Here is a 20,964-nt window from a genome sequence, read left to right as displayed (position 1 = left end):
CGTGCTGGGCAGAACAGTGGGGAGGACGACGCGACGGGGAGCCTCGGCCGGGACGCCATGCGCTCCTTCAAGGTCGTTGCATGAGCCGTGGGAGGCTGACAGGTGTCCAGCGCAGCCGAGCAGGAGGCGGTCGCCGAGGAGCGCGCCGACGAGGGCGAACGCCCGGCCGCCGTGGTCAACGGCGCGCCCCGCAAGGTGCCGGGCGTGCCCGTGCGGCCGGGTGCGCCGACGCCGCTCGGAGCCAGGTTCCGGGTCGGCCCGGACGGCGTGGCGGGCACCAACTTCGCGTTGTGGGCGGGCGGGGCGGAGTCGGTGGAGCTGTGCCTGTTCGACCAGGACGGCAAGGAGACGCGGGGGCGGCTCACCGAGCTGACGCATGAGATCTGGCACGGCTTCGTGCCGGGTGTGATGCCGGGGCAGCGCTACGGCTACCGGGTGCACGGCCGCTGGGATCCGTGGACCGGCGGCCGCTGGAACCCGGCGAAGCTGCTCCTCGACCCGTACGCACGCGCGGTGGACGGCGACTTCGGCCTGCCGCCCGAGGTGTACGGGCATGTGCGGGACTGGCCGCAGCAGCAGGTCGCGGACACCGTGCGCGACGACCGGGACTCGGCGCCGTACGTCCCCAAGGGCGTCGTCGTCCACGATGACGACGACTGGGCGGACGACCGCCGGCCGAAGACACCGTGGGCGGACTCGGTCATCTACGAGCTGCACGTGCGCGGCTTCACCCAGCTGCATCCGGGGATCCCGGAGGAACTCCGGGGCACCTACGCGGGACTGGCGCACCCGGCGGCGATCGAGCACCTCGTCAAGCTGGGCGTCACGGCCGTGGAGCTGCTGCCGGTCCACCAGTTCGCGCACGAGGACCATCTGCTGCGCCGGGGCCTGAAGAACTACTGGGGCTACAACTCCATCGGCTACTTCGCCCCGCACGCCACGTACGCCGCGTCCGGTACGACGGGCCAGCAGGTCGGCGAGTTCAAGCGCATGGTGCGCGCGCTGCACGCGGCCGGCATCGAGGTCATCCTCGACGTGGTCTACAACCACACGGCGGAGGCGGGCGAGTTGGGCCCGACGCTCTCGTTGAAGGGCATCGACAACCGGGGGTACTACCGGCTGCAGTCGGACGCCCGGCGCTACGCCGACTACACGGGCTGCGGCAACACCCTGCACGTGGTCCAGCCGCACGTTTTGCGCCTCATCACCGACTCGCTGCGCTACTGGGTGACGGAGATGGGCGTGGACGGCTTCCGTTTCGACCTGGCCGCCGCCCTCGCCCGCTCCATGCACGACGTGGACATGCTGTCGCCGTTCCTCGCGGTCATCGCGCAGGACCCGGTGCTGCGCCGGGTGAAGCTGATCGCCGAGCCCTGGGACGTGGGCTCCGGCGGCTATCAGGTGGGGTCCTTCCCACCCCTGTGGACGGAGTGGAACGACCGCTACCGCAATGCCGTACGGGACTTCTGGCGGGGCGCGCTGCCGGACGTACGGGATCTCGGGTACCGGCTGTCGGGGTCGAGCGACCTGTACGCGTGGGGAGGCCGCAGGCCCTACGCGTCCGTCAACTTCATCACCGCGCACGACGGTTTCACCCTGCGCGACCTGGTGTCGTACGAACGCAAGCACAACGAGGCGAACGGCGAGGGCAACCGGGACGGCACGGACGACAACCGGTCGTGGAACTGCGGAGCCGAGGGCGAGACGGCCGACGAGCGCGTACGGGGCCTGCGGCGGCGGCAGCTCAGGAACCTGCTGACCACGCTCCTGCTGTCGACGGGCGTACCGATGCTGGTCGCGGGCGACGAACTGGGGCGCACCCAGCGTGGGAGCAACAACGCGTACTGCCAGGACAACGAGATCAGCTGGCTGGACTGGGGGCTGCTTCAGGAGCCCGGCTGGAAAGCCCTGTTCGACCTCACGGCCCGGCTCATCGAGCTGCGGCACCGGCACCCCGTGCTGCGTCGCCGGGCCTTCTTCTCGGGGCGGGCGCACTCCGCCGACGGTCTGCGCGACCTGGCCTGGTTCACCGCGCGCGGCACGGAGATGACGGAACGGGACTGGTACGCGCCCGCCGCCACGCTCGGCATGTATCTGTCCGGGCGGGACATACCGGGCCGCGACGAGCACGGCGACCCGATCCTCGACGACAGCTTCCTCGCCGTCCTGCACGCCGGGGACCGCCCGGTCAGCTTCGTGCTGCCGGGGCCGCCCTGGGCGGAGCGCTACGAGGTGGTCGTCGACACGTCGAGGGAGACGCAGTCCGAGGAGCCGGGGGTGGAGCACCGGGCGGGGGCGGTGATCACGGTGCCGGCCCGGGCCGTGCTGCTGCTGCGCGTGGCGGGGTGAGGGAGGCGGGGTGAGGGAGTCTCACCCCCGTGGCCCCTGCCCGGCTAGCCGAGGATTCCCCGCTCGTACGCCGTCGCGACCGCCGCCGCGCGGTCGTTGACGCCCAACTTGCCGTACAGATGGGTGAGATGGGTCTTCACGGTCGCCTCGCTGATGAACAGCTCGCGGGCGATCTCACGGTTGGAGGTGCCCTTGGCGACCAGGGCCAGCACCTCGCGTTCGCGTGCGGAGAGGGGCTCGTTGCCGGGCGGTCGGGGGGTGCGGACCGCGGAGACCAGGCGGGAGGCGACGGCCGGGGAGAGGACGGTGCGGCCCTCGGCGGCGGCGCGGACGGCCGTGAACAGCTCGTCGCGGGGCGCGTCCTTGAGGAGGTAGCCCGTCGCGCCCGCCTCGATCGCGGGCAGCGTGTCCGTGTCGGTGTCGTACGTGGTGAGGACGAGGACCTTGGCGCGGGCGCCGCGGCGGGTCAGCTCCGCGATCGCGTCGACTCCGCCGCCGCCCGGCATGCGCAGGTCCATGAGGATCACGTCGGGGTCGAGGGCGGCGGCCCGTTCGAGCGCCTCGATGCCGCCCGAGGCCTCGCCGAGGACCGTGAATCCGGGGGCCGACTCGAACATGCCGCGCAGGCCGTCGCGTACGACGGGGTGGTCGTCGACGATCAGCAGGGAGATCAGGGCGTCTCCGGTCACGTCAGCTGTCATGGCGGACCAACGGTACGCGAGCCGACAGGGCCGTGCCGTGCCCGGGTTCGGACTCCACGGTCAGTGAGCCCGCGATGCGTTCGGCGCGGGCCCGCATGCCGTCGAGGCCGAAGCCGCCCGCGTGGGTGCGGGCGGGCAGCGCGAGGGGATCGAAGCCGGTGCCGTCGTCGCGGATGTCGAGGATCACCTCGTCGCCCAGGAAGGAGAGGGTGACGCCCAGGCGGGTGGCGCGGGCGTGCCGGGCCGCGTTGGACAGGGCCTCCTGGACGATGCGCAGGAGGGTGGCCGAGACCTCCTCGTGGAGCTGTTCGGAGGTGCCGGTGACCGTGAACTCGGCGCGTACGCCGGTTCGTTCGCCCCATTCGGCGACCGTCTTCTTCAGCGCTTCGGGCAGTCCGTCGTTCTCCAGCGCCACCGGGGCCAGGTTGTGCACGGAGCGGCGGGCCTCGCCGAGGCTGTGGCGGGCCAGGTCGGAGGCGCGTCCCAGGTGGGTGCGGGCGAGGTCGAGGTCGGGGGCGTTCGCGACGACCTGGAGCTGGGCGATGATGCCGGTCAGGCCCTGGGCGATGGTGTCGTGGATCTCGGCGGCCAGGCGGCGGCGCTCGTCGGCGACCCCCGCCTCCCGTGCCTGGACGAGGAGTTGGGCGTGCAGGGCGGCGTTCTCGTCGAGGGCCTGCTGCAAGGCCGTGTTGGTGCGTTCGAGTTCGGTGATGGTCTCGGTGCGCTCGCGGGCCCGCTGCTGCTCCTGGTCGGTGAGATGGGCGACCACCATCTGCAGGCCGGAGTTGGCGACCAGGAGCGCGGGAAAGAGGATCCACTGGACCGTGCTCCCGAGGGGCAGCCCGCCGGCCTGCGCGCCGGCCACGGTGACCGCGCTCGCGAACAGTCCCAGCCGCTGCCACCTGGTGCCCGGGATCGTCTCGTCGGCGTCCATGTAGCCGGCGGCGGCGTAGAACGCGAAGAACGGGCTGAGCCAGGTGAGGGCGAAGGCGATGGCCCAGCGGACGGCGTAGTACACGGTCCCGGGCCGGGACGGGTTCCGGCAGCGGTCGGGCCTGCGGGGGCGGGTGCTGTGCCACCACAGCTGGAGTGCGACCGCGGCGCCGACCAGGGCCAGGGCGGCGTACCACTTGGCCGGGCCGGCGTGCGGGTCGGCGGCGGCGACCGCGAGGACGACGCTGATGCCGAGCAGCCCGTACGGCCCCCAGGTGTGCAGTTGCTCCCAGCGCCGCTCGATCTGCGTGTCCACCGCGGTCATGTCCCCAGTCTGCACGGCGGGTCGCCTACTCCCAGCGGAACCAGCGACTGGCCGCACCCGTCAGCAGCAGGATCCACACGACCAGCACGCCCAGGTGGGTCCAGCCCGGCCAGTGCCCCGCCGCCGCCTGGTCGAGGGCCTGCGCGGCCGCCCCGAAGGGTGTGTATCCGACGATCCGGGCCATCACGTCCGGCATGGCCTGCGTCGGCAGCCACACGCCCGCGCAGAACATCGACGGGAAGAACACCGCGGATCCGATCGCACCGGCGATCTTCGTCGTGCGGGACAGCGCCGACACCACCGATCCGAGAGCGAGGGCGACCAGGACGGCCAACAACAGGGCGAGGACGTATCCGAAGGGCTGCTTGGGCAGGCGCACGTCGAAACCGATCCGCCCGACCGCGAGGGCGAGCAGGGCCGACGCGAGGGCGGCCCCGCCGTACACCAGCATCTGTGCGGACAGCAGGGCCGACGGGCGCACCGGCGTGGTGGCCATCCGGCGCAGGATGCCGCGCTCGCGGTAGCCGGTGAGGGTCTGCGGCATCGCCTGCAGGCCGCCGACGATCATGCCGAGCAGCACGGCCACCGGGACGTAGACGTCGATGGTGCGCAGGCCGCCGAGGTCGGCGTTGTGCGTCTTGAAGGAGGGGATGGAGCCGAGGATCACCAGCAGCAGGGTCGGGAACAGCAGGATCCAGAAGAGGGCGCCCGGTTCCCGGCGGAAGAGGCGGGCCTCGGTCTTCAGGACGGCGGTGCTCATACCGCTGCCTCCTTCGTCAGGTCGAGGAACGCGTCGTCGAGCGTGGCGTCCACGACGCGCAGCTGATGGGCCGTGATGCGGTGGCGGGCGAGGAGGGTGATGACGGCGTTGACGGTCTCGTCCGTGCCGGCGAGCGTGATACGGCCGTCCTTGTGCTCGATGGACGCGAGCGCGGGGAGCGCGTTCAGGTCACGGTCGTCCAGTGGCGCGGAGGGGGTGAAGCTGATGACGGTGGCGCCGGCGGAGCGCCGGATGAGACCGGCCGGGGTGTCCAGGGCGGCCACCCGGCCCTTGTCGATCACCGCGATCCGGTCGCACAGCCGCTGGGCCTCCTCCATGAAGTGGGTGACCAGCAGAACCGTCACACCGCCTGCCCGAACGTCCTCGATGAGCTCCCAGGTGTCCCGGCGGGCCCGCGGGTCCAGGCCGGTGGTCAGCTCGTCCAGTACGACGACCTGCGGGTTGCCGATCAGCGCGAGCGCGATGAACAGGCGCTGCTTCTGGCCGCCGGACAGCCTGCCGAACCGGCTGGTCAGCTTGGACGTCAGTCCGAGGCGCTCGGCGAGCGGCGCCCAGTCGAGCGGACTCGGGTAGAAGGAGGCGTACAGCTCCAGTGCCTCACGGACGGTCAGCTTGGGCTGCAGTTCGCTCTGCTGGAGCTGGGCGCCCAGGACACCGGCCACGCGCGCGTGGTCGGCGACGGGGTCGAGGCCGGTGACGCGGACGCGGCCCGCGTCGGGGACGCGCAGTCCCTCGACGCACTCGACGGTGGTGGTCTTGCCGGCACCGTTGGGGCCGAGGATCCCGAAGATCTCACCCTCCTCGACGGCGAAGGAGACACCGTCGACGACGGGCCGGCCGCCATAGGACTTGCGCAGATCGGTGACTTCGATGACAGGCATGGCATCAGCGTCGCGGGAAGCGGGTGCCCGCCACATCGGCCGTCGCGCTCGAAGGCGCATCAACCGATCGGTTGATGCCGGCGTACGACCCCTCGAACGCGCAGGTCGTAGGTCCGATGGCCGACCTGCTTCCGGCCAAAACTCGGTGGGCGTTGTCAGTGCCGGTCCGTAGGCTCACTGCTGATGGCGACGACACGTGCAACCACCGAGGAACCCGGGAAGACCACCGACCGATCCGCCGTGCGCACGCTGCTGCGCCTGTGGCCGTACGTGCGCCCCGTGCGGGCGCGGCTGTTGTCCGCCGCGTCCGTCGCCGTCGTCGCCTCCTGCACGGGGCTCGTGATCCCGCTCGTACTGAAGTGGATGGTCGACGGGCCGGTCGCCGACCGCGATCCGGCGGGCGTGTGGCTCGGGGCGCTGTACCTGCTGCTGCTCGGGCTCGCGGAGGCACTGCTGTTCGGGCTGCGAAGGTGGCTGGTGGCGCGGCCGCTGTCGAGCGTCGAGGCGGGGATGCGGTCCGACCTATACGGGCATCTGCAGCGGCTGCCGGTCGCCTTCCACGACCGGTGGTCCTCGGGACAGCTGCTGTCGCGCGGCACCACGGATCTGATGCTGCTGCGCCAGTTCCTCGCCTTTCCCCTGACGTTCCTTCTGGTCAACGGCGTGACGATCCTGGTCGGCGTGGTGATCATGCTGCTGCAGGACTGGACGCTCGGGCTGGTCATCCTGGGGCCGGCCGTCCCCGTGATGGTCACGTGCCTGGTCTTCAAGAAGCGGTACGCCGAGGTGGCGCGGATCTCCCAGGACCAGGTCGGCGATCTGACGACGGTCGTCGAGGAGAGCGTGCTCGGCATCCGGATCATCAAGGGGTTCGGGCGGCACCGCAGCCAGGCGCGTGCGTTCCGGGCGCTGTCGCGGACCCTGCGGGGGACGGAGCTGCGCAAGGCGGGGCTGCTCGCCACGATCTGGGCTGTCATCGTCACGCTGCCGGAGGTCGCGATCGGGGCGGCGCTGGTGCTCGGCACGGTGCAGGTGGCCGACGGGAACCTGTCCGCGGGGACGCTGGTGGCGTTCCTGTCGACGGCCCTCGCCCTGCGCTGGCCGTTGGACTCCATCGGCTTCCTGCTCGCGATGAGCCAGGAGGCGGCGACGGCCACGGAGCGGTACTTCGAGGTGATGGACGAACCGCCGGAGACGGAAACGGGCGCGGGGCCGGGTCATCTCGCGGCCGGGCCTCAGGCCGCGACCGGCCCCCACCGGCCGGAAGCCGGCAGGGACGGCCTCCGTTTCCTCGGCGTGCGGTTCCGTTATCCCGACGCCCCCGACGCCTCCCCGCCCGTGCTCGACGGCATCGACCTCCATGTCCGCCCCGGCGAGTCCCTGGCCCTGGTGGGCGCCACCGGCAGCGGCAAGACGACCCTGACCGCCCTCGTCCCGCGTCTGCACGAGGTGACGTCCGGGCGGATCACGCTGGACGGCGAGGACATCGCCGCCCTGTCCCGCGAGGAGCTGCGCTCCATGGTCGCGGTCGCCTTCGAGGAGCCGACCCTCTTCTCGGCGAGCGTCGGGGACAACGTCCTCATGGGGGCCGAAGCCGACGCGGGCGCCGCCGAGTTGGACCGGGCGCTGTCCGTCGCACAGGCCGGCTTCGCGCACGCGCTGCCCCAGGGGACGGACACCCGGGTCGGCGAGCAGGGACTCAGTCTCTCCGGCGGGCAGCGGCAGCGGCTGGCGCTCGCGCGAGCGGTCGTGGGCAGACCGAGGTTCCTCGTCCTGGACGACCCCCTGTCCGCCCTCGACGTGCACACCGAGGCCGCCGTGGAGGCCGCCCTGCGGGACGTACTCGCCGACACCACCGCCCTCATCGTGGCGCACCGTCCGTCGACGGTCCTGCTCGCCGACCGGGTCGCCCTGCTCTCCGGCGGCCGGATCACCGCCGTGGGCACGCATCACGAACTGCTGCGCACGAACGCCGAGTACGCCCATCTGATGTCCGGGACCCCAGAAGCGGAGGACGACCGATGACGGCCACCACCACGTCTGTCCCCACGGCGGACGACGAGCCGGACCTCCCCCGCCCCAAGGACACGGCCGACCCCTTCGACCGGGATGTGCTGCCCGCTCCCCCGGGCGCCACCGCCGCCCTGCTGCGCTCCCTGCTCACCCCGATGAAGCTCCGCGTCGCCTTCACCAGCCTCCTCCTGCTGCTCCAGCAGGCGGCCGTGCAGGCGGGCCCGCTGCTGGTGGCGTACGCGATCGACACCGCGGTCCCGGCCTTCCGGGACCGGCGCCACGGCCCGCTGATCGCGGTGGCCGTGGTCTATCTGCTGTGCGCGCTGCTCTCCGGCGCGCTGCAGTACGCGTTCGTCATCGCCTCCGCCCGCGTCAACCAGGACGTGCTGCTCGATCTGCGCGGCCGTATCTTCCGCCACGCGCAGGCACTCAGCCTCGACTTCCACGAGCGCTACACCTCGGGCCGGCTCATCTCCCGGTCCACGGCCGACGTCGAGTCCCTGCGCGAACTGCTCAGCGAGGGCCTTCAGGAACTCGTCACGGTCATCCTCTCCTTCGTCTACATCTCGGCGATGCTGCTCTGGCTGGATCTCGCCCTCGGGGCGGTCGCGGTGGCGTCCTTCGTGCCGCTGTACCTCCTCGTACGGGTCTACCAGCGGCGCGCGGTCCGGGTGTACCGCCTGCGTTCCACCGCCATCGCCGCCGTGATCGTCAAGTTCGTCGAGACGATGAACGGCATCCGCCCGGTGCGCGCCTTCCGCCGCGAGGCCGCCAACGACGCCGACTTCCGGGTGCTGAACCGGCGGCACGAGCGGGTCAACGGCGACGCGTTGCTGGAGATGGCCCGCTATGTCATCGGCTCCCGGCTGGTCGCCAACACGGCCGTCGCGGGCATCGTGCTGTGGGGTGCCTACCGGGTGGCGGGCGGCTCGCTGGAGCTGGGCGTCCTGGCCGCCGCCGTGCTCTACCTCCGCCGTCTGTACGACCCCATCGACCGGCTCGGCATGTTCCTGAACTCGTACCAGTCGGCGGCGGCCTCCCTGGAGAAGATCGCCGGGCTGCTGGCGCAGACACCGACCGTGCCGGAGCCGTCGAGTCCCGTGGAACTGCCCGCACTCCAGAGCGAGCACCCCGGCCGGGGGGTCGTCTTCGACGAGGTCGCCTTCGGCTACCGCACCGGCGGCGAGGTCCTGCCCCGCTTCGGCCTCACCGTCCCGGCCGGGCAGACGGTCGCGGTCGTCGGCTCGACCGGCGCCGGCAAGTCGACCCTGGCCAAACTGCTCGCCCGCTTCTACGACCCCTCCGAGGGCCGGGTCCTCCTGGACGGCGTGGACCTGCGCGAGCTGTCGGTGCCCGAACTGCGGCGCGGGGTGGTGATGGTGACGCAGGAGGCGTTCCTGTTCTCCGGCACGGTCGCCGACAACATCGCCATCGGCCGCCCGGACGCGACTCGCGAGCAGATCGAGCGCGCCGCGAAGGCGATCGGCGCGCACGACTTCATCGAGGCGCTGCCCGACGGGTACGACACGGACGTACGCAAGCGGGGCGGCCGTATCTCGGCCGGCCAGCGCCAACTCGTGGCCTTCGCACGGGCGTTGCTCGCCGACCCGGCCGTTCTCATCCTCGACGAGGCGACCAGCTCGCTCGACGTCCCGGGCGAGCGGGCCGTGCAGCGGGCGATGTCGACGGTGCTGCACGGGCGCACGGCGGTCGTCATCGCGCACCGGCTGTCGACCGTCGAGATCGCGGACCGGGTCCTGGTCATGGAGCACGGGAAGATCGTGGAGGACGGCAGCCCGGCCGAACTCGTCGCGGGCACGGGGCGGTTCGCCGATCTGCACAGGGCGTGGCGGGACAGCCTGGCGTAGACGTCGGCTGGGGGCAGGCAGGGATCGAGGGATGGATGATCGACGCGTACGAGGACCCCGGTACGCCGGACTGTCGCGGCGGCGGGCGCTATCTGTGGTGGCTGGTCCGTTGCCAGCCCGGCAGGTCGCTCGCCGGGGCGGTGCTGGGCAGTGTGTGGATGGTGCTGCTGGCGGCGACGCCGTATCTGCTGTCCCGGGCGATCGACGACGGCCTGGAGCCCGGTGACTATCCGGCGCTGGCGGGCTGGACCGCCGTGCTCTTCGCGGTCGGGGCGTTCAACGCCTGGCTGAGCATCATGCGGCACCGGACGATGACCCGGGTGCGGATGGACGCCAACTTCCGCACGGTCAAGGTCGTCGTGGGACAGGCGGTCCGGCTGGGCGCCGCGCTGCCGCGCCGGGTCGGGGCCGGGGAGGTCGTCACCATCGGGGTGGGCGATGTGCAGACGATCAGCCAGTCGCTGACGGTCGTCGGGCCCGGGGTCGGCGCGATCGTCGCGTATCTGGCGGTCGCCGGGCTGCTGGTGGCCGTCTCGCCGCTCATCGCCGCCGTCGTGCTCCTCGGGATTCCGCTGATCGTCGTCCTCGTCGGGCCTCTCCTCGCACGGCTGCAGGGCACGGAGACCGAGTACCGGGAGCGGCAGGGCGTGCTCACCGCCCGCATCGCCGACCTCGCCGGCGGCCTGCGGGTCCTCAACGGCCTCGGCGGCAAGGGACTGTTCGCCGACGCCTTCCACCGCGACTCGCAGCGGCTGCGCCGACAGGGCTACCGGGTCGGGGCGGTGACCAGCTGGGTCCAGGCGCTCGGCGTCGGACTGCCGACCCTGTTCCTCGCGGTGGTCACCTGGCTGGCGGCCCGGCTCGCCGCCCAAGGGGCCATCAGCATCGGCGAGTTGGTGTCGGTGTACGGCTATGTGGCCGTGCTGGTGGGGCCGGTGGCGTTCTGGGTCGAGTGCGGCTACCAGATCAGCCGCGGGCTGGTGTCGGCACGAAGGGTCGTACGGTTCCTGCGGCTGGAGCCGCTGGCCGACATCGGCACCCGGGACGCGCCCGCAGAGCCGGCGGTGCTGCACGACCCGGAGTCCGGGGTGCGGGTGCGGCCGGGACGCCTGACCGCGCTGGCCTGCGGCCACCCGGCCGACGCGGCGGCGGTCGTCGACCGGCTCGGGCGGTACGTGGCGTCGAAGGCGACCTGGGGCGACATACCCCTCGACGAGATCGCGCTGCCGCAGATCCGCGAGCGCATCCTGGTGGCCGACCACGAGGCAGACCTGTTCGCGGGCACCCTGCGCGAAGCGGTGGGCGGTTCTGTCGCGCCCCCACGTGGCGCGGCCGGCCACAACAAACCCGCGGACGCCGAACCACGAACCGACGCACCCTCGAAGGCGCCCCTGTCCGAGGCTCTGTACGCAGCCGTCGCCGACGACATCGTCCAGGGTCTGCCGGACGGCCTCGACTCACCGGTCGACGCGCAGGCCCGCAACCTCTCCGGCGGCCAACGGCAACGGATACGGCTGGTCCGCGCCCTGCTGGCCGACCCCGAGGTACTGCTCGCCGTCGAACCGACGTCGGCCCTGGACGCCCACACGGAGGCACGCGTCGCCCAGCGGCTGCGCACGGCGCGACAGGGCCGTACGACGGTCGTCACCACCACGTCACCGCTCGTGCTGGACCGGGCGGACACCGTGTACTTCCTGCGGGAGGGCAAGGCCACGGCCGTGGGAAGCCATCGCGAACTGCTGGAGAGCGAACCGGCCTACCGTGCCCTGGTGGCACGGGACGCCGAAGAGACCGCGGCCGAGGAGGCGGTCCGATGACGGCGGCCTCCTCGGGTCGGCTCCCCGTCGCCGAACCCGCCGACGTGCGGCGGGCGATGCTGCGGCTGCTGCGGGCCGACGCGCGGGCCTTCGCTGCCGTACTCGTGCTGAACGGGATGGCTGCGGGGGCCGGGCTGGCCGGGCCCTGGCTGGTGGGGCGGATCATCGACGAGGTGCGGGGCGGGGGCGGCGTCGGGGCCGTCGACCACCTGGCGTTGTGGATCCTGGTGTGTTCGCTCGCGCAGTTGCTGCTGGCCCGGTGGGCCCGGTACGTGGGGCACCGGTTCGGGGAGCGGACGCTCGCGCGTGTGCGTGAGGAGTTCGTCGAGCGGGCGCTGGCCCTGCCGGCGGGGGTCCTGGAGCGGGCCGGCACCGGTGATCTGACGGCGCGCGGCACGGCCGACGTCGCCCTCGTCGGCACCACCCTGCGCGACGTCGGACCCGACCTGCTCATCAACACCGTGCAGGCGCTGTTCCTGCTCGGCGCCGTCTTCGCCCTGAACCCGCTGCTCGGCGCATGCGGTCTGCTCGGGCTGACCGGCGTCTGGGGCGCGCTGCGCTGGTATCTGAAGCGGGCCCGCGACGGCTATCTCGCCGAGGGCGCCGCCACCTCGGACGTCGCGGAGATCCTCGCGGCGACCGCGTCCGGCGCGCGGACCGTCGAGGCGCTGCGGCTTGAGCGGCGCCGCGTCACGGCGAGCCGGGACGCGCTGGAGACGTCGCGGCGGACCCGGCTGTACACGCTGTTCCTGCGGACCGTGTTCTTTCCGGTGGTGGAGGTCTCCTACCTCGTCCCGGTGTCCGCCGTCCTCCTGGTCGGCGGAGTCCTGCTCGACCACGGCACGGTGAGCCTGGGTGCGGTGGTGGCGGCGGCCCTCTATCTGCAGCGGCTGAACGGCCCGCTCGACGAGATCCTGATGCGGATCGAGCAACTGCAGAACAGCGGCGCCTCCTTCGCCCGCGTCGAGGGCCTCGCCCGGGCCCCGCGGACCGTGCCGGCCGGCTCCCCCACCCCTGCCGACGACCGCATCGACATCACCGGTGTGCGCTACGCCTACGACCGCGGCGGCGAGGTCCTGCGCGGCGTCGACCTGACCGTACGGCCGGGCGAGCGGCTGGCGGTCGTCGGCCCCTCCGGCGCCGGAAAGACCACGCTCAGCCGGCTTCTCGCCGGCGTCGACGCCCCCGGCGAGGGCACGGTGACCGTCGGCGGGGTGCCCGTCGTCGAGCTCGGCCCCGACCAACTGCGCCGTCAGGTCGTCCTGGTCACCCAGGAGCACCACGTGTTCCTCGGCACGGTCCGCGACAACCTGCTGATCGCCGAACCGGCCGCCACGGACGAGCAGTTGTGGGCCGCCCTGAGCGCGGTCGGCGCCGAGGACTGGATCCGGGAGCTGCCGGACGGCCTCGACACACCGCTCGGCGAAGGGGGTTGCCCCACGGACGGCTCCCAGGCCCAGCAACTCGCCCTCGCCCGCGTCGTCCTGGCCGACCCGCACACGCTGATCCTCGACGAGGCGACGGCGTTGCTGGACCCGGCGACGGCCCGCCACACCGAGCGCGCCCTGGCCGCCGTACTGGAAGGCCGCACGGTCATCGCCATCGCCCACCGTCTGCACACCGCCCACGACGCGGACCGGGTGGCCGTGATGGAGGGCGGCCGTCTGACCGAACTCGGCACGCACGAGGAGCTGGTGGCCGCCGACGGCGCGTACGCGGCGCTGTGGCGGACGTGGCACGGGGACCCCGCGTGACCGTCTGACCCCTACTCCGCATATCGGACGGGAACATCCGGACAACGAACCAATTCCGGCCAACTTCCTGACGCGCCCCTGACAGAAAGCGCCATCCGGTGCCAGGCTTCCCACGGCCGCTTCACAGCAACCCCACAGATACACCGCTGTGTCGTCACAAGGCCACCTGCACCTGGTTCCGCAGCTCTGCCAGTTCTGCCCGGACGGTCGACCCAGCGTCCGGATCTCCCCCCTGGCCGCGCGACCCGCGGCCGCGCAGAAGGAGTCAGTGTTGAGAAGCAATTCCTCTCGCAGACGCACCTCCCACATAGTCGCCGTCGCCGGCGTCACCGCCCTGCTCGCCGCGGCCGTCCAGTCGGGCGCCGCGTCCGCCGCCCCGGCCCAGGCGGGCAAGGCCCACGCCGCCGTCAAGCTCAGCCCCTCCCAGCGCGCCGAGCTGATTCGCGACGCCGACACGGCCCGCGCGCAGACCGCCAAGGACATCGGCCTCGCCGCCAAGGAGAAGCTCGTCGCCCGTGACGTCGTCAAGGACGCGGACGGCAGCCTCCACACCCGGTACGAGCGCACCTACGACGGTCTCCCGGTCCTCGGCGGCGACCTGATCGTCGACACCGCCAAGTCGGGCGCCACCCAGCGCGTCATCAAGGCGACGAACGCCGCCATCAAGGTCTCCGACGTCACCCCGGACATCACCAGGGCGGCCGCCGAGCAGCAGGCCGTCAAGCGTGCGAAGGCCCTCGGCTCGACCAAGGCCGGCGCCGACGTGGCCCCGCGCAAGGTGATCTGGGCGGCGAGCGGCAAGCCGGTCCTGGCGTACGAGACGGTCGTCGGCGGCCTCCAGGACGACGGCACCCCGAACCAGCTGCACGTCATCACCGACGCGACCACCGGCAAGAAGCTCTACGAGTACCAGGGCATCGAGAACGCGACCGGCACCGGCAACACCCAGTACAGCGGCACGGTCCCGCTGACGACGACCCAGTCGGGCTCGAACTACACACTGACCGACGGCGACCGCGGCGGACACAAGACGTACAACCTGAACCACGGCACCTCGGGCACCGGCACGCTGTTCTCGCAGACCAGCAACACCTGGGGCAACGGCACCACGTCGAACGCCGCCACCGCGGGCGCCGACGCGCACTACGGCGCCGCGGAGACCTGGGACTTCTACAAGAACACCTTCGGCCGCAGCGGCATCAAGAACAACGGCGTCGGCGCCTACTCCCGCGTCCACTACGGCAACTCGTACGTGAACGCGTTCTGGGACGACGGCTGCTTCTGCATGACGTACGGCGACGGCTCCGGCAACGCCGACCCGCTGACCGCCCTCGACGTGGCCGGCCACGAGATGAGCCACGGCGTCACCTCGAACACGGCAGGGCTCAACTACAGCGGCGAGTCCGGCGGCCTCAACGAGGCGACCTCCGACATCTTCGGCACCGGCGTGGAGTTCTACGCGGCCAACTCGTCCGACGTGGGCGACTACCTCATCGGCGAGAAGATCGACATCAACGGCGACGGCACCCCGCTGCGCTACATGGACAAGCCCAGCAAGGACGGCGGCTCCAAGGACTCCTGGTACTCGGGCGTCGGCAACCTCGACGTGCACTACTCCTCGGGTGTCGCCAACCACTTCTTCTACCTGCTGAGCGAGGGCAGCGGCGCCAAGGTCATCAACGGCGTCAGCTACAACTCGCCGACCTCGGACGGGCTTCCGGTCACCGGCATCGGCCGGGACAAGGCGCTGCAGATCTGGTACCGGGCGCTGACCACGAAGTTCACGTCCACCACCAACTACGCCTCCGCCCGCACGGGCACGCTCGCGGCGGCGGGTGAGCTGTACGGCACCACGTCCACCGAGTACAAGGCCGTGCAGGACGCCTGGGCGGGCGTCGCGGTCGGCTCGCGCTCCGGTGGTGGCGGCGGCGGTGGCGGCACCTCGTTCGAGAACACGACCGACGTATCGATTCCGGACAACGGGGCGGCCGTGACGTCGTCCGTCACCGTGTCCGGCCGGACGGGCAACGCCCCCTCGAACCTTCAGGTTTCGGTCGACATCGTCCACACCTGGCGCGGCGACCTGGTGATCGACCTGGTGGCCCCCGACGGCTCGACGTACCGCCTGAAGAACTTCAGCTCCTCCGACTCGGCGGACAACGTCCAGACCACCTACACGGTCGACGCCTCCTCCGAAGTCGCCAACGGAACCTGGAAGTTGAAGGTCCAGGACCAGGCGGCGCAGGACACGGGCTACATCAACAGCTGGAAGCTCACCTTCCCGTAGACCGGCTCTGAGGCCCTCGATTCAGGACGCCGCCCCGGTGGTTCGACTCCCCGGGGCGGCGTCCTCTTTTTGCCACGCCCTTACCGCCCACCGGTTTGGCCTTCGCCGCCGTCAACTCCGTTTACATTCCCGCAATGTTCACCCGAGAGTCAATTTTCAGCCAACATCACAGGGGGGTCCTGACATGTACGCGCCCCTGGTGTCACTCTTCCTCACAACCGCCGCACAACTTCACTGCACCTCCGGCCAGGCGCCCCACGCCGTGCCGGACTCCCCCACCACAAGGAGCTTGTGTGACCCCCCTCTACGCGCGTCACAAGCGCTCGACTCTGGCCATAGCCACCGCAGTCGCGGCCGGAGCCCTGCTCACCACCGGTCTGACCACCGGTTCGGCCGCCGCCCAGACCCCGGCGGACACCCCGGCCAAGGCCACGCTCGCCGCAGCGCCCACCGCGCTGTCGAACGCGGCCCGCACCTCGCTGATCCAGAAGGCACAGGCCGACGTCGCCGAGACCGCCCAGCAGATAGGCCTCGGCGCCAAGGAGAAGCTCGTCGTCAAGGACGTCGTCAAGGACGCCGACGGCACCGTCCACACCCGCTACGAGCGCACCTACGCGGGCCTGCCGGTCCTCGGCGGCGACCTCGTGGTGCACACCGCCAAGTCCGGCAGGACCGAGGGCGTCACCAGAGCGACCAAGGCCTCCGTCAAGGTCGCCTCGCTCAAGCCGCAGATCAGCGCGGCCAAGGCCGAGAAGCAGGCCGTGAGCGCCGCCAAGACGCTCGGCTCCGCCAAGACCGCGGCCGACGGCGCCCGCAAGGTCGTCTGGGCCGGTTCCGGCAAGGCCGTCCTCGCCTACGAGACCGTCGTCGGCGGCCTCCAGGACGACGGCACCCCGAACAAGCTGCACGTCATCACCGACGCGGCCACCGGCAAGAAGCTCTTCGAGTACCAGGGCGTCGAGAACGCGACCGGCACCGGCAAGACGCTGTACTCGGGCACGGTCAGCCTCACCACGAGCGGGTCGGGCTCGTCGTACTCGCTGACCGACGCCACGCGCGGCGGCCACAAGACGTACAACCTGAAGCACGGCACGAGCTCGGGCACCGGCACCCTGTTCACCGACGCGGACAACGTCTGGGGCACCGGCACCGCCTCCAGCTCCAGCACGGACCAGACCGCCGCCGCGGACGCCGCCTACGGCGCGCAGGAGACCTGGGACTTCTACAAGTCCACCTTCGGCCGCAGCGGCATCAAGAACGACGGCGTCGGCGCCTACTCCCGCGTCCACTACGGCAGCTCGTACGTCAACGCGTTCTGGGACGACAGCTGCTTCTGCATGACGTACGGCGACGGCGAGGGCAACACGGACCCGCTGACCTCGCTGGACGTGGCCGGCCACGAGATGAGCCACGGCGTCACCGCGAACACCGCAGGTCTTGAGTACAGCGGTGAGTCCGGCGGCCTCAACGAGGCCACCTCGGACATCTTCGGCACCGGCGTCGAGTTCTTCGCCAACAACTCGGCCGACAAGGGCGACTACCTCATCGGCGAGAAGATCGACATCAACGGCGACGGCACCCCGCTGCGCTACATGGACAAGCCCAGCAAGGACGGCGGCTCCGCCGACTCCTGGTCCTCGTCCGTCGGCAACAAGGACGTCCACTACTCGTCCGGTGTCGCGAACCACTTCTTCTACCTGCTGTCCGAGGGCAGCGGCGCGAAGACGATCAACGGCGTGAGCTACAACTCGCCGACGTCCAACGGCTCCACGGTCACCGGCATCGGCCGCGACAAGGCGCTGCAGATCTGGTACAAGGCGCTGACCACGTACTTCACGTCGACGACGAACTACAAGTCGGCCCGTGCGGGCACGCTGTCGGCGGCCTCCGCCCTGTACGGCTCCAGCAGCACGGAGTACAAGACGGTGGCCGCGGCCTGGGCCGCTGTCAACGTGAGCTGACCCGAGGGGGGTCGGCGGGCGGCACCCGGGACGAAGGCTGTCCCGGGTGCCGCCCTACTCTTGTGTCCCATGCGCCTGGAGGACTTCACCTACGACGACGTCGGCGGCACCCGCCGCGGCGGTTTCTGCCCACCGGGTTTCCACCCGATGCGAGTACGCACGCGCATAGGCGAGGGGGAGAAGGCCTTCCAGAGAGCCTCCGAGGCGGTCCTGACCTGGGAGATGCACCGCGAACTCGGTGTGGGCGTCGAGGCGAGCGCGGACCGGGCGACCGAGGGCGTCGACGTCACCATCACCCTCGCCGGGATGATCAAGGCTCCGTGCCGCATCGTCTACACGGTCGAGGAGCCCCGCCGCACGGGCTGGGCGTACGGCACGCTGGCCGGCCACCCGGAGTGCGGCGAGGAGTCGTTCGTCGTGGACCGTACCGGTGACGGCACGGTCTGGCTGACCGTGCATGCGTTCAGCCGCGCGGCGAAGTGGTACGCCCGGGCGGGCGGACCTGCGACGCGCGGCCTTCAGCATGCCTACGCACGAAAGTGCGGGGCCACCTTGAGGCGTATGTGCGCCCCCTACTCGGACGCCTGAGACCGCCTCACCTCATCAGCACCCCGGCGCCCTCCCCCGTCTCCTCCGAAGGCACCGCCACCAGCCCCAGCTCCGCGCCGGACGCCAGCAGTCGGTGTGCGGGCAGGATGCGGACCGTGTAGCCGTAGGGCCCGGTGCGGTCCAGGGAGAGCGGGCCCTCGTACACCCATCGGCCCTCGTTGTCGGGGCCGCCCGCCGGTTTCAGCGGGACGGTCGCCGCGTCCGCGATGCGGTCCTCCGGGTCGACGCGCCCTGAGACGGCCTGGACCTCCACGTCGTCCGGCCCCAGTTCGGCGAGGCCCACCCGCACCCGCAGGGCGAGCGTCGTACCGAGTTCCGCGGTGGCGGTGGCGGCGGACGTCTCCACGTGGTCGACGGTGACCCCGTGCCAGGCCGCCCGCACCCGTGCCTTCCAGGCGGCGAGTTCGCGCGCGGAGTCGGGGTCCAACGAGCGATGGGCATGGGCGGCCGGCGCGTAGAGACGCTCGACGTACTCGCGGACCATGCGGCCGGCCAGCACCTTCGGGCCGAGCAGGGTGAGGGTCTGGCGCACCATCTCGATCCACCGGTCGGGCAGTCCCTGCTGCCCGCGTTCGTAGAAACGCGGGGCGACGCGCTGTTCCAGCAGGTCGTAGAGGGCCTCGGCCTCTATGTCGTCGCGGCGCTCGGGATCGGTTCCCGTGCCGTCCGCCGTGGGGATCGCCCAGCCGAAGTCGGGCTGGAACCACTCGTCCCACCAGCCGTCCAGGACGGAGAGGTTGAGGCAGCCGTTGAGGGCGGCCTTCATGCCGGAGGTGCCGCAGGCCTCCAACGGGCGCAGGGGGTTGTTGAGCCAGATGTCGCAGCCCGGGTAGAGCTTCTGCGCCATAGCCATGCCGTAGTCGGGCAGGAAGACGATGCGGTGGCGCACGCGTGGGTCGTCGGCGAACCGCACCAGTTCCTGCACCAGCCGCTTCCCGCCGTCGTCCGCCGGGTGCGCCTTGCCCGCGACGACGATCTGGACGGGGTGTTCGGGGTGCAGCAGGAGGTTCATCAGCCGGTCGCGGTCGCGCAGCATCAGGGTCAGGCGTTTGTACGAGGGGACGCGCCGTGCGAAGCCGATGGTGAGGACGTCCGGGTCGAGGACTCCGTCGATCCAGCCCAGCTCGGCCGTCCCGGCCCCGCGCCCGCGCCAGGACGCCCGCAGCCGCCGGCGCACCTCGTCCACCAGCTGCTCGCGCAGGACCCGCCTCAGCTCCCAGATGTCCTGGTCGGGGATCTCCCCGACCGCGTCCCAGCGGTCCGAGCCGCCGACGGTCAGCGCGTCCTCGGTGCGCTGGGCGCCGATCTGCCGGGCGCCGAGCCGGAGGACCTCGGGCGCGACCCAGGTGGGCGCGTGCACCCCGTTGGTCACGGAGGTGATCGGCACCTCGTCGGGGTCGAATCCCGGCCACAGGCCCGAGAACATCTCGCGGCTGACGTGGCCGTGCAGCAGGGAGACGCCGTTGGCGCGCTGCCCGAGGCGCAGGCCCATCACGGCCATGTTGAAGAGGTTCGGTTCGCCGCCGGGATAGGTCTCCATGCCCAGCCGCAGGATGCGCTCGACGTCGATGCGCGGGAGTTCGGCGTCGGAGCCGAAGTGGTGGGCGACCAGCTCGCGGTCGAAGCGGTCGATGCCGGCCGGGACGGGGGTGTGGGTGGTGAAGACGGTCCCGGCGCGGACCGCCTCCAGAGCGGAGTCGAAGTCCAGCCCGTCGTCGCAGAGCTCGGCGATGCGCTCCAGGCCCAGGAAGCCGGCGTGGCCCTCGTTGGTGTGGAAGACCTCGGGCGCGGGATGGCCGGTCAGCCGGCAGTACGTCCGCACCGCCCGGACCCCGCCGATCCCGAGCAGCATCTCCTGCAGCAGCCGGTGGTCGCTGCCGCCGCCGTAGAGCCGGTCGGTGACCCCGCGTTCGCCGAGGTCGTTCTCCTCGACGTCCGAGTCGAGCATCAGGAGCGGGACACGGCCGACCTGGGCGAGCCAGATGCGGGCGTGCAGCTGCTTGCCGCCGGGCAGGGCGAGGGAGACCTGAGCGGGCGCGCCGTCCGGTTCCTCCAGGAGGGTGACGGGCAGCTCGTTGGGGTCGAGGACCGGATAGTGCTCCTGCTGCCAGCCGTCCCGGGACAGGGACTGGCGGAAGTAGCCGTGCCGGTACAGGAGGCCTACGCCGATCAGGGGCACGCCGAGATCACTGGCCGCCTTCAGATGGTCGCCGGCGAGGATACCGAGGCCGCCCGAGTACTGCGGCAGGGCGGCCGTGATGCCGAACTCGGGCGAGAAGTAGGCGATGGCGGCGGGCAGTTCGCCGGTATGGGTCTGGTACCAGCGGTCGCCGGTCACATAGTCGCCCAGGTCGTCCGTGACCGCCGCCAGACGGCGCAGGAATCGGTGGTCCTCGGCCAGCTCCGCGAGCCGCGCGGGCGACACGCTCCCCAGGAGCCGTACGGGATCGCCGTCCGAGGCGGCCCAGCGCTCGGGGTCGACGGACTGGAACAGGTCGCGGGTCTCCGCATGCCAGGACCAGCGCAGGTTTCGGGCCAGGTCACTGAGCGGCCGGAGGGGTTCGGGGAGAACGGGTCGGACGGTGAATCGACGGATCGCCTTCACTTTCCACCTCGACGCGTGTCGCTGTGCGGACGCACAACGCTGTGCGCCTCGTCGTCACCCTCGACGGTATAGGTGCGGAG

At 71.6% G+C, this 20,964-nt stretch carries 13 protein-coding genes; 8 read left to right on the top strand and 5 right to left on the bottom strand.

The window, feature by feature from the left end:
* Positions 1-102 precede the first annotated feature (102 nt).
* Positions 103-2,349: a glycogen debranching protein GlgX gene (gene glgX, locus ACYUED_RS30870; protein WP_491287325.1), complete on the top strand. Its 2,247-nt coding sequence runs from the start codon at positions 103-105 to the stop codon at positions 2,347-2,349.
* A gap of 44 nt (positions 2,350-2,393) precedes the next feature.
* On the opposite strand, the gene ACYUED_RS30865 is transcribed toward glgX, so the two are convergent.
* From ACYUED_RS30865 to ACYUED_RS30850, 4 genes are read right to left on the bottom strand one after another with little or no spacing between them, the layout of a single operon-like run.
* Entirely contained in the window at positions 2,394-3,050 is a 657-nt protein-coding gene (locus tag ACYUED_RS30865) for a response regulator (RefSeq protein WP_491287323.1), read from the bottom strand.
* A complete protein-coding gene (locus tag ACYUED_RS30860; RefSeq protein ID WP_491287321.1) occupies positions 3,040-4,308 on the bottom strand; it encodes a sensor histidine kinase in 1,269 nt (422 codons plus the stop codon). The genes ACYUED_RS30865 and ACYUED_RS30860 overlap by 11 nt, the downstream gene beginning before the upstream one ends.
* Positions 4,309-4,333: 25 nt before the next feature.
* Positions 4,334-5,068 carry an ABC transporter permease gene (locus tag ACYUED_RS30855; RefSeq protein WP_491287317.1) on the bottom strand — a complete coding sequence of 245 codons (735 nt, stop codon included), beginning with the start codon at positions 5,066-5,068 and terminating at the stop codon, positions 4,334-4,336.
* Positions 5,065-5,970, bottom strand: a complete 906-nt coding sequence (locus ACYUED_RS30850; RefSeq protein WP_491287313.1) for an ABC transporter ATP-binding protein — start codon at positions 5,968-5,970, stop codon at positions 5,065-5,067. Before ACYUED_RS30850 ends, ACYUED_RS30855 begins: the two co-directional genes overlap by 4 nt.
* Before the next feature lie 183 nt (positions 5,971-6,153).
* Here ACYUED_RS30850 and ACYUED_RS30845 point away from each other — a divergent pair, with 183 nt between their 5' ends.
* The 7 genes from ACYUED_RS30845 to ACYUED_RS30815 all read left to right on the top strand — a co-directional run bounded on the left by ACYUED_RS30845 (position 6,154) and on the right by ACYUED_RS30815 (position 18,258).
* Complete coding sequence (locus ACYUED_RS30845; RefSeq protein ID WP_491287311.1) at positions 6,154-7,995, top strand: ABC transporter ATP-binding protein; 1,842 nt, start codon at positions 6,154-6,156, stop codon at positions 7,993-7,995.
* A complete protein-coding gene (locus ACYUED_RS30840) occupies positions 7,992-9,851 on the top strand; it encodes an ABC transporter ATP-binding protein (protein WP_491287309.1) in 1,860 nt (619 codons plus the stop codon). The genes ACYUED_RS30845 and ACYUED_RS30840 overlap by 4 nt, the downstream gene beginning before the upstream one ends.
* A 35-nt stretch (positions 9,852-9,886) precedes the next feature.
* Entirely contained in the window at positions 9,887-11,668 is a 1,782-nt protein-coding gene (locus tag ACYUED_RS30835; protein ID WP_491287305.1) for an ABC transporter ATP-binding protein, read from the top strand.
* The gene (locus ACYUED_RS30830; RefSeq protein ID WP_491287303.1) at positions 11,665-13,422 is read left to right on the top strand and encodes an ABC transporter ATP-binding protein; all 1,758 of its coding nucleotides are present in this window, start codon (positions 11,665-11,667) and stop codon (positions 13,420-13,422) included. Before ACYUED_RS30835 ends, ACYUED_RS30830 begins: the two co-directional genes overlap by 4 nt.
* 271 nt (positions 13,423-13,693) lie before the next feature.
* Positions 13,694-15,709, top strand: a complete 2,016-nt coding sequence (locus tag ACYUED_RS30825; RefSeq protein ID WP_491287301.1) for a M4 family metallopeptidase — start codon at positions 13,694-13,696, stop codon at positions 15,707-15,709.
* A gap of 293 nt (positions 15,710-16,002) precedes the next feature.
* Positions 16,003-17,670: a M4 family metallopeptidase gene (locus tag ACYUED_RS30820; RefSeq protein ID WP_491287299.1), complete on the top strand. Its 1,668-nt coding sequence runs from the start codon at positions 16,003-16,005 to the stop codon at positions 17,668-17,670.
* A 69-nt stretch (positions 17,671-17,739) separates the two neighbouring features.
* On the top strand, positions 17,740-18,258 hold the full coding sequence (locus ACYUED_RS30815) for a DUF1990 domain-containing protein (protein WP_491287297.1): 519 nt from the start codon (positions 17,740-17,742) through the stop codon (positions 18,256-18,258).
* A 7-nt stretch (positions 18,259-18,265) separates the two neighbouring features.
* On the opposite strand, the gene ACYUED_RS30810 is transcribed toward ACYUED_RS30815, so the two are convergent.
* A complete protein-coding gene (locus ACYUED_RS30810; protein WP_491287293.1) occupies positions 18,266-20,884 on the bottom strand; it encodes a glycosyltransferase family 1 protein in 2,619 nt (872 codons plus the stop codon).
* Positions 20,885-20,964 lie beyond the last annotated feature (80 nt).

It is taken from the genome of Streptomyces sp. DF42 (assembly GCF_058267695.1).
The sequence above is the reverse complement of the archived record's forward strand: the minus strand, read 5'-3'. Positions and strand labels throughout refer to the sequence as shown.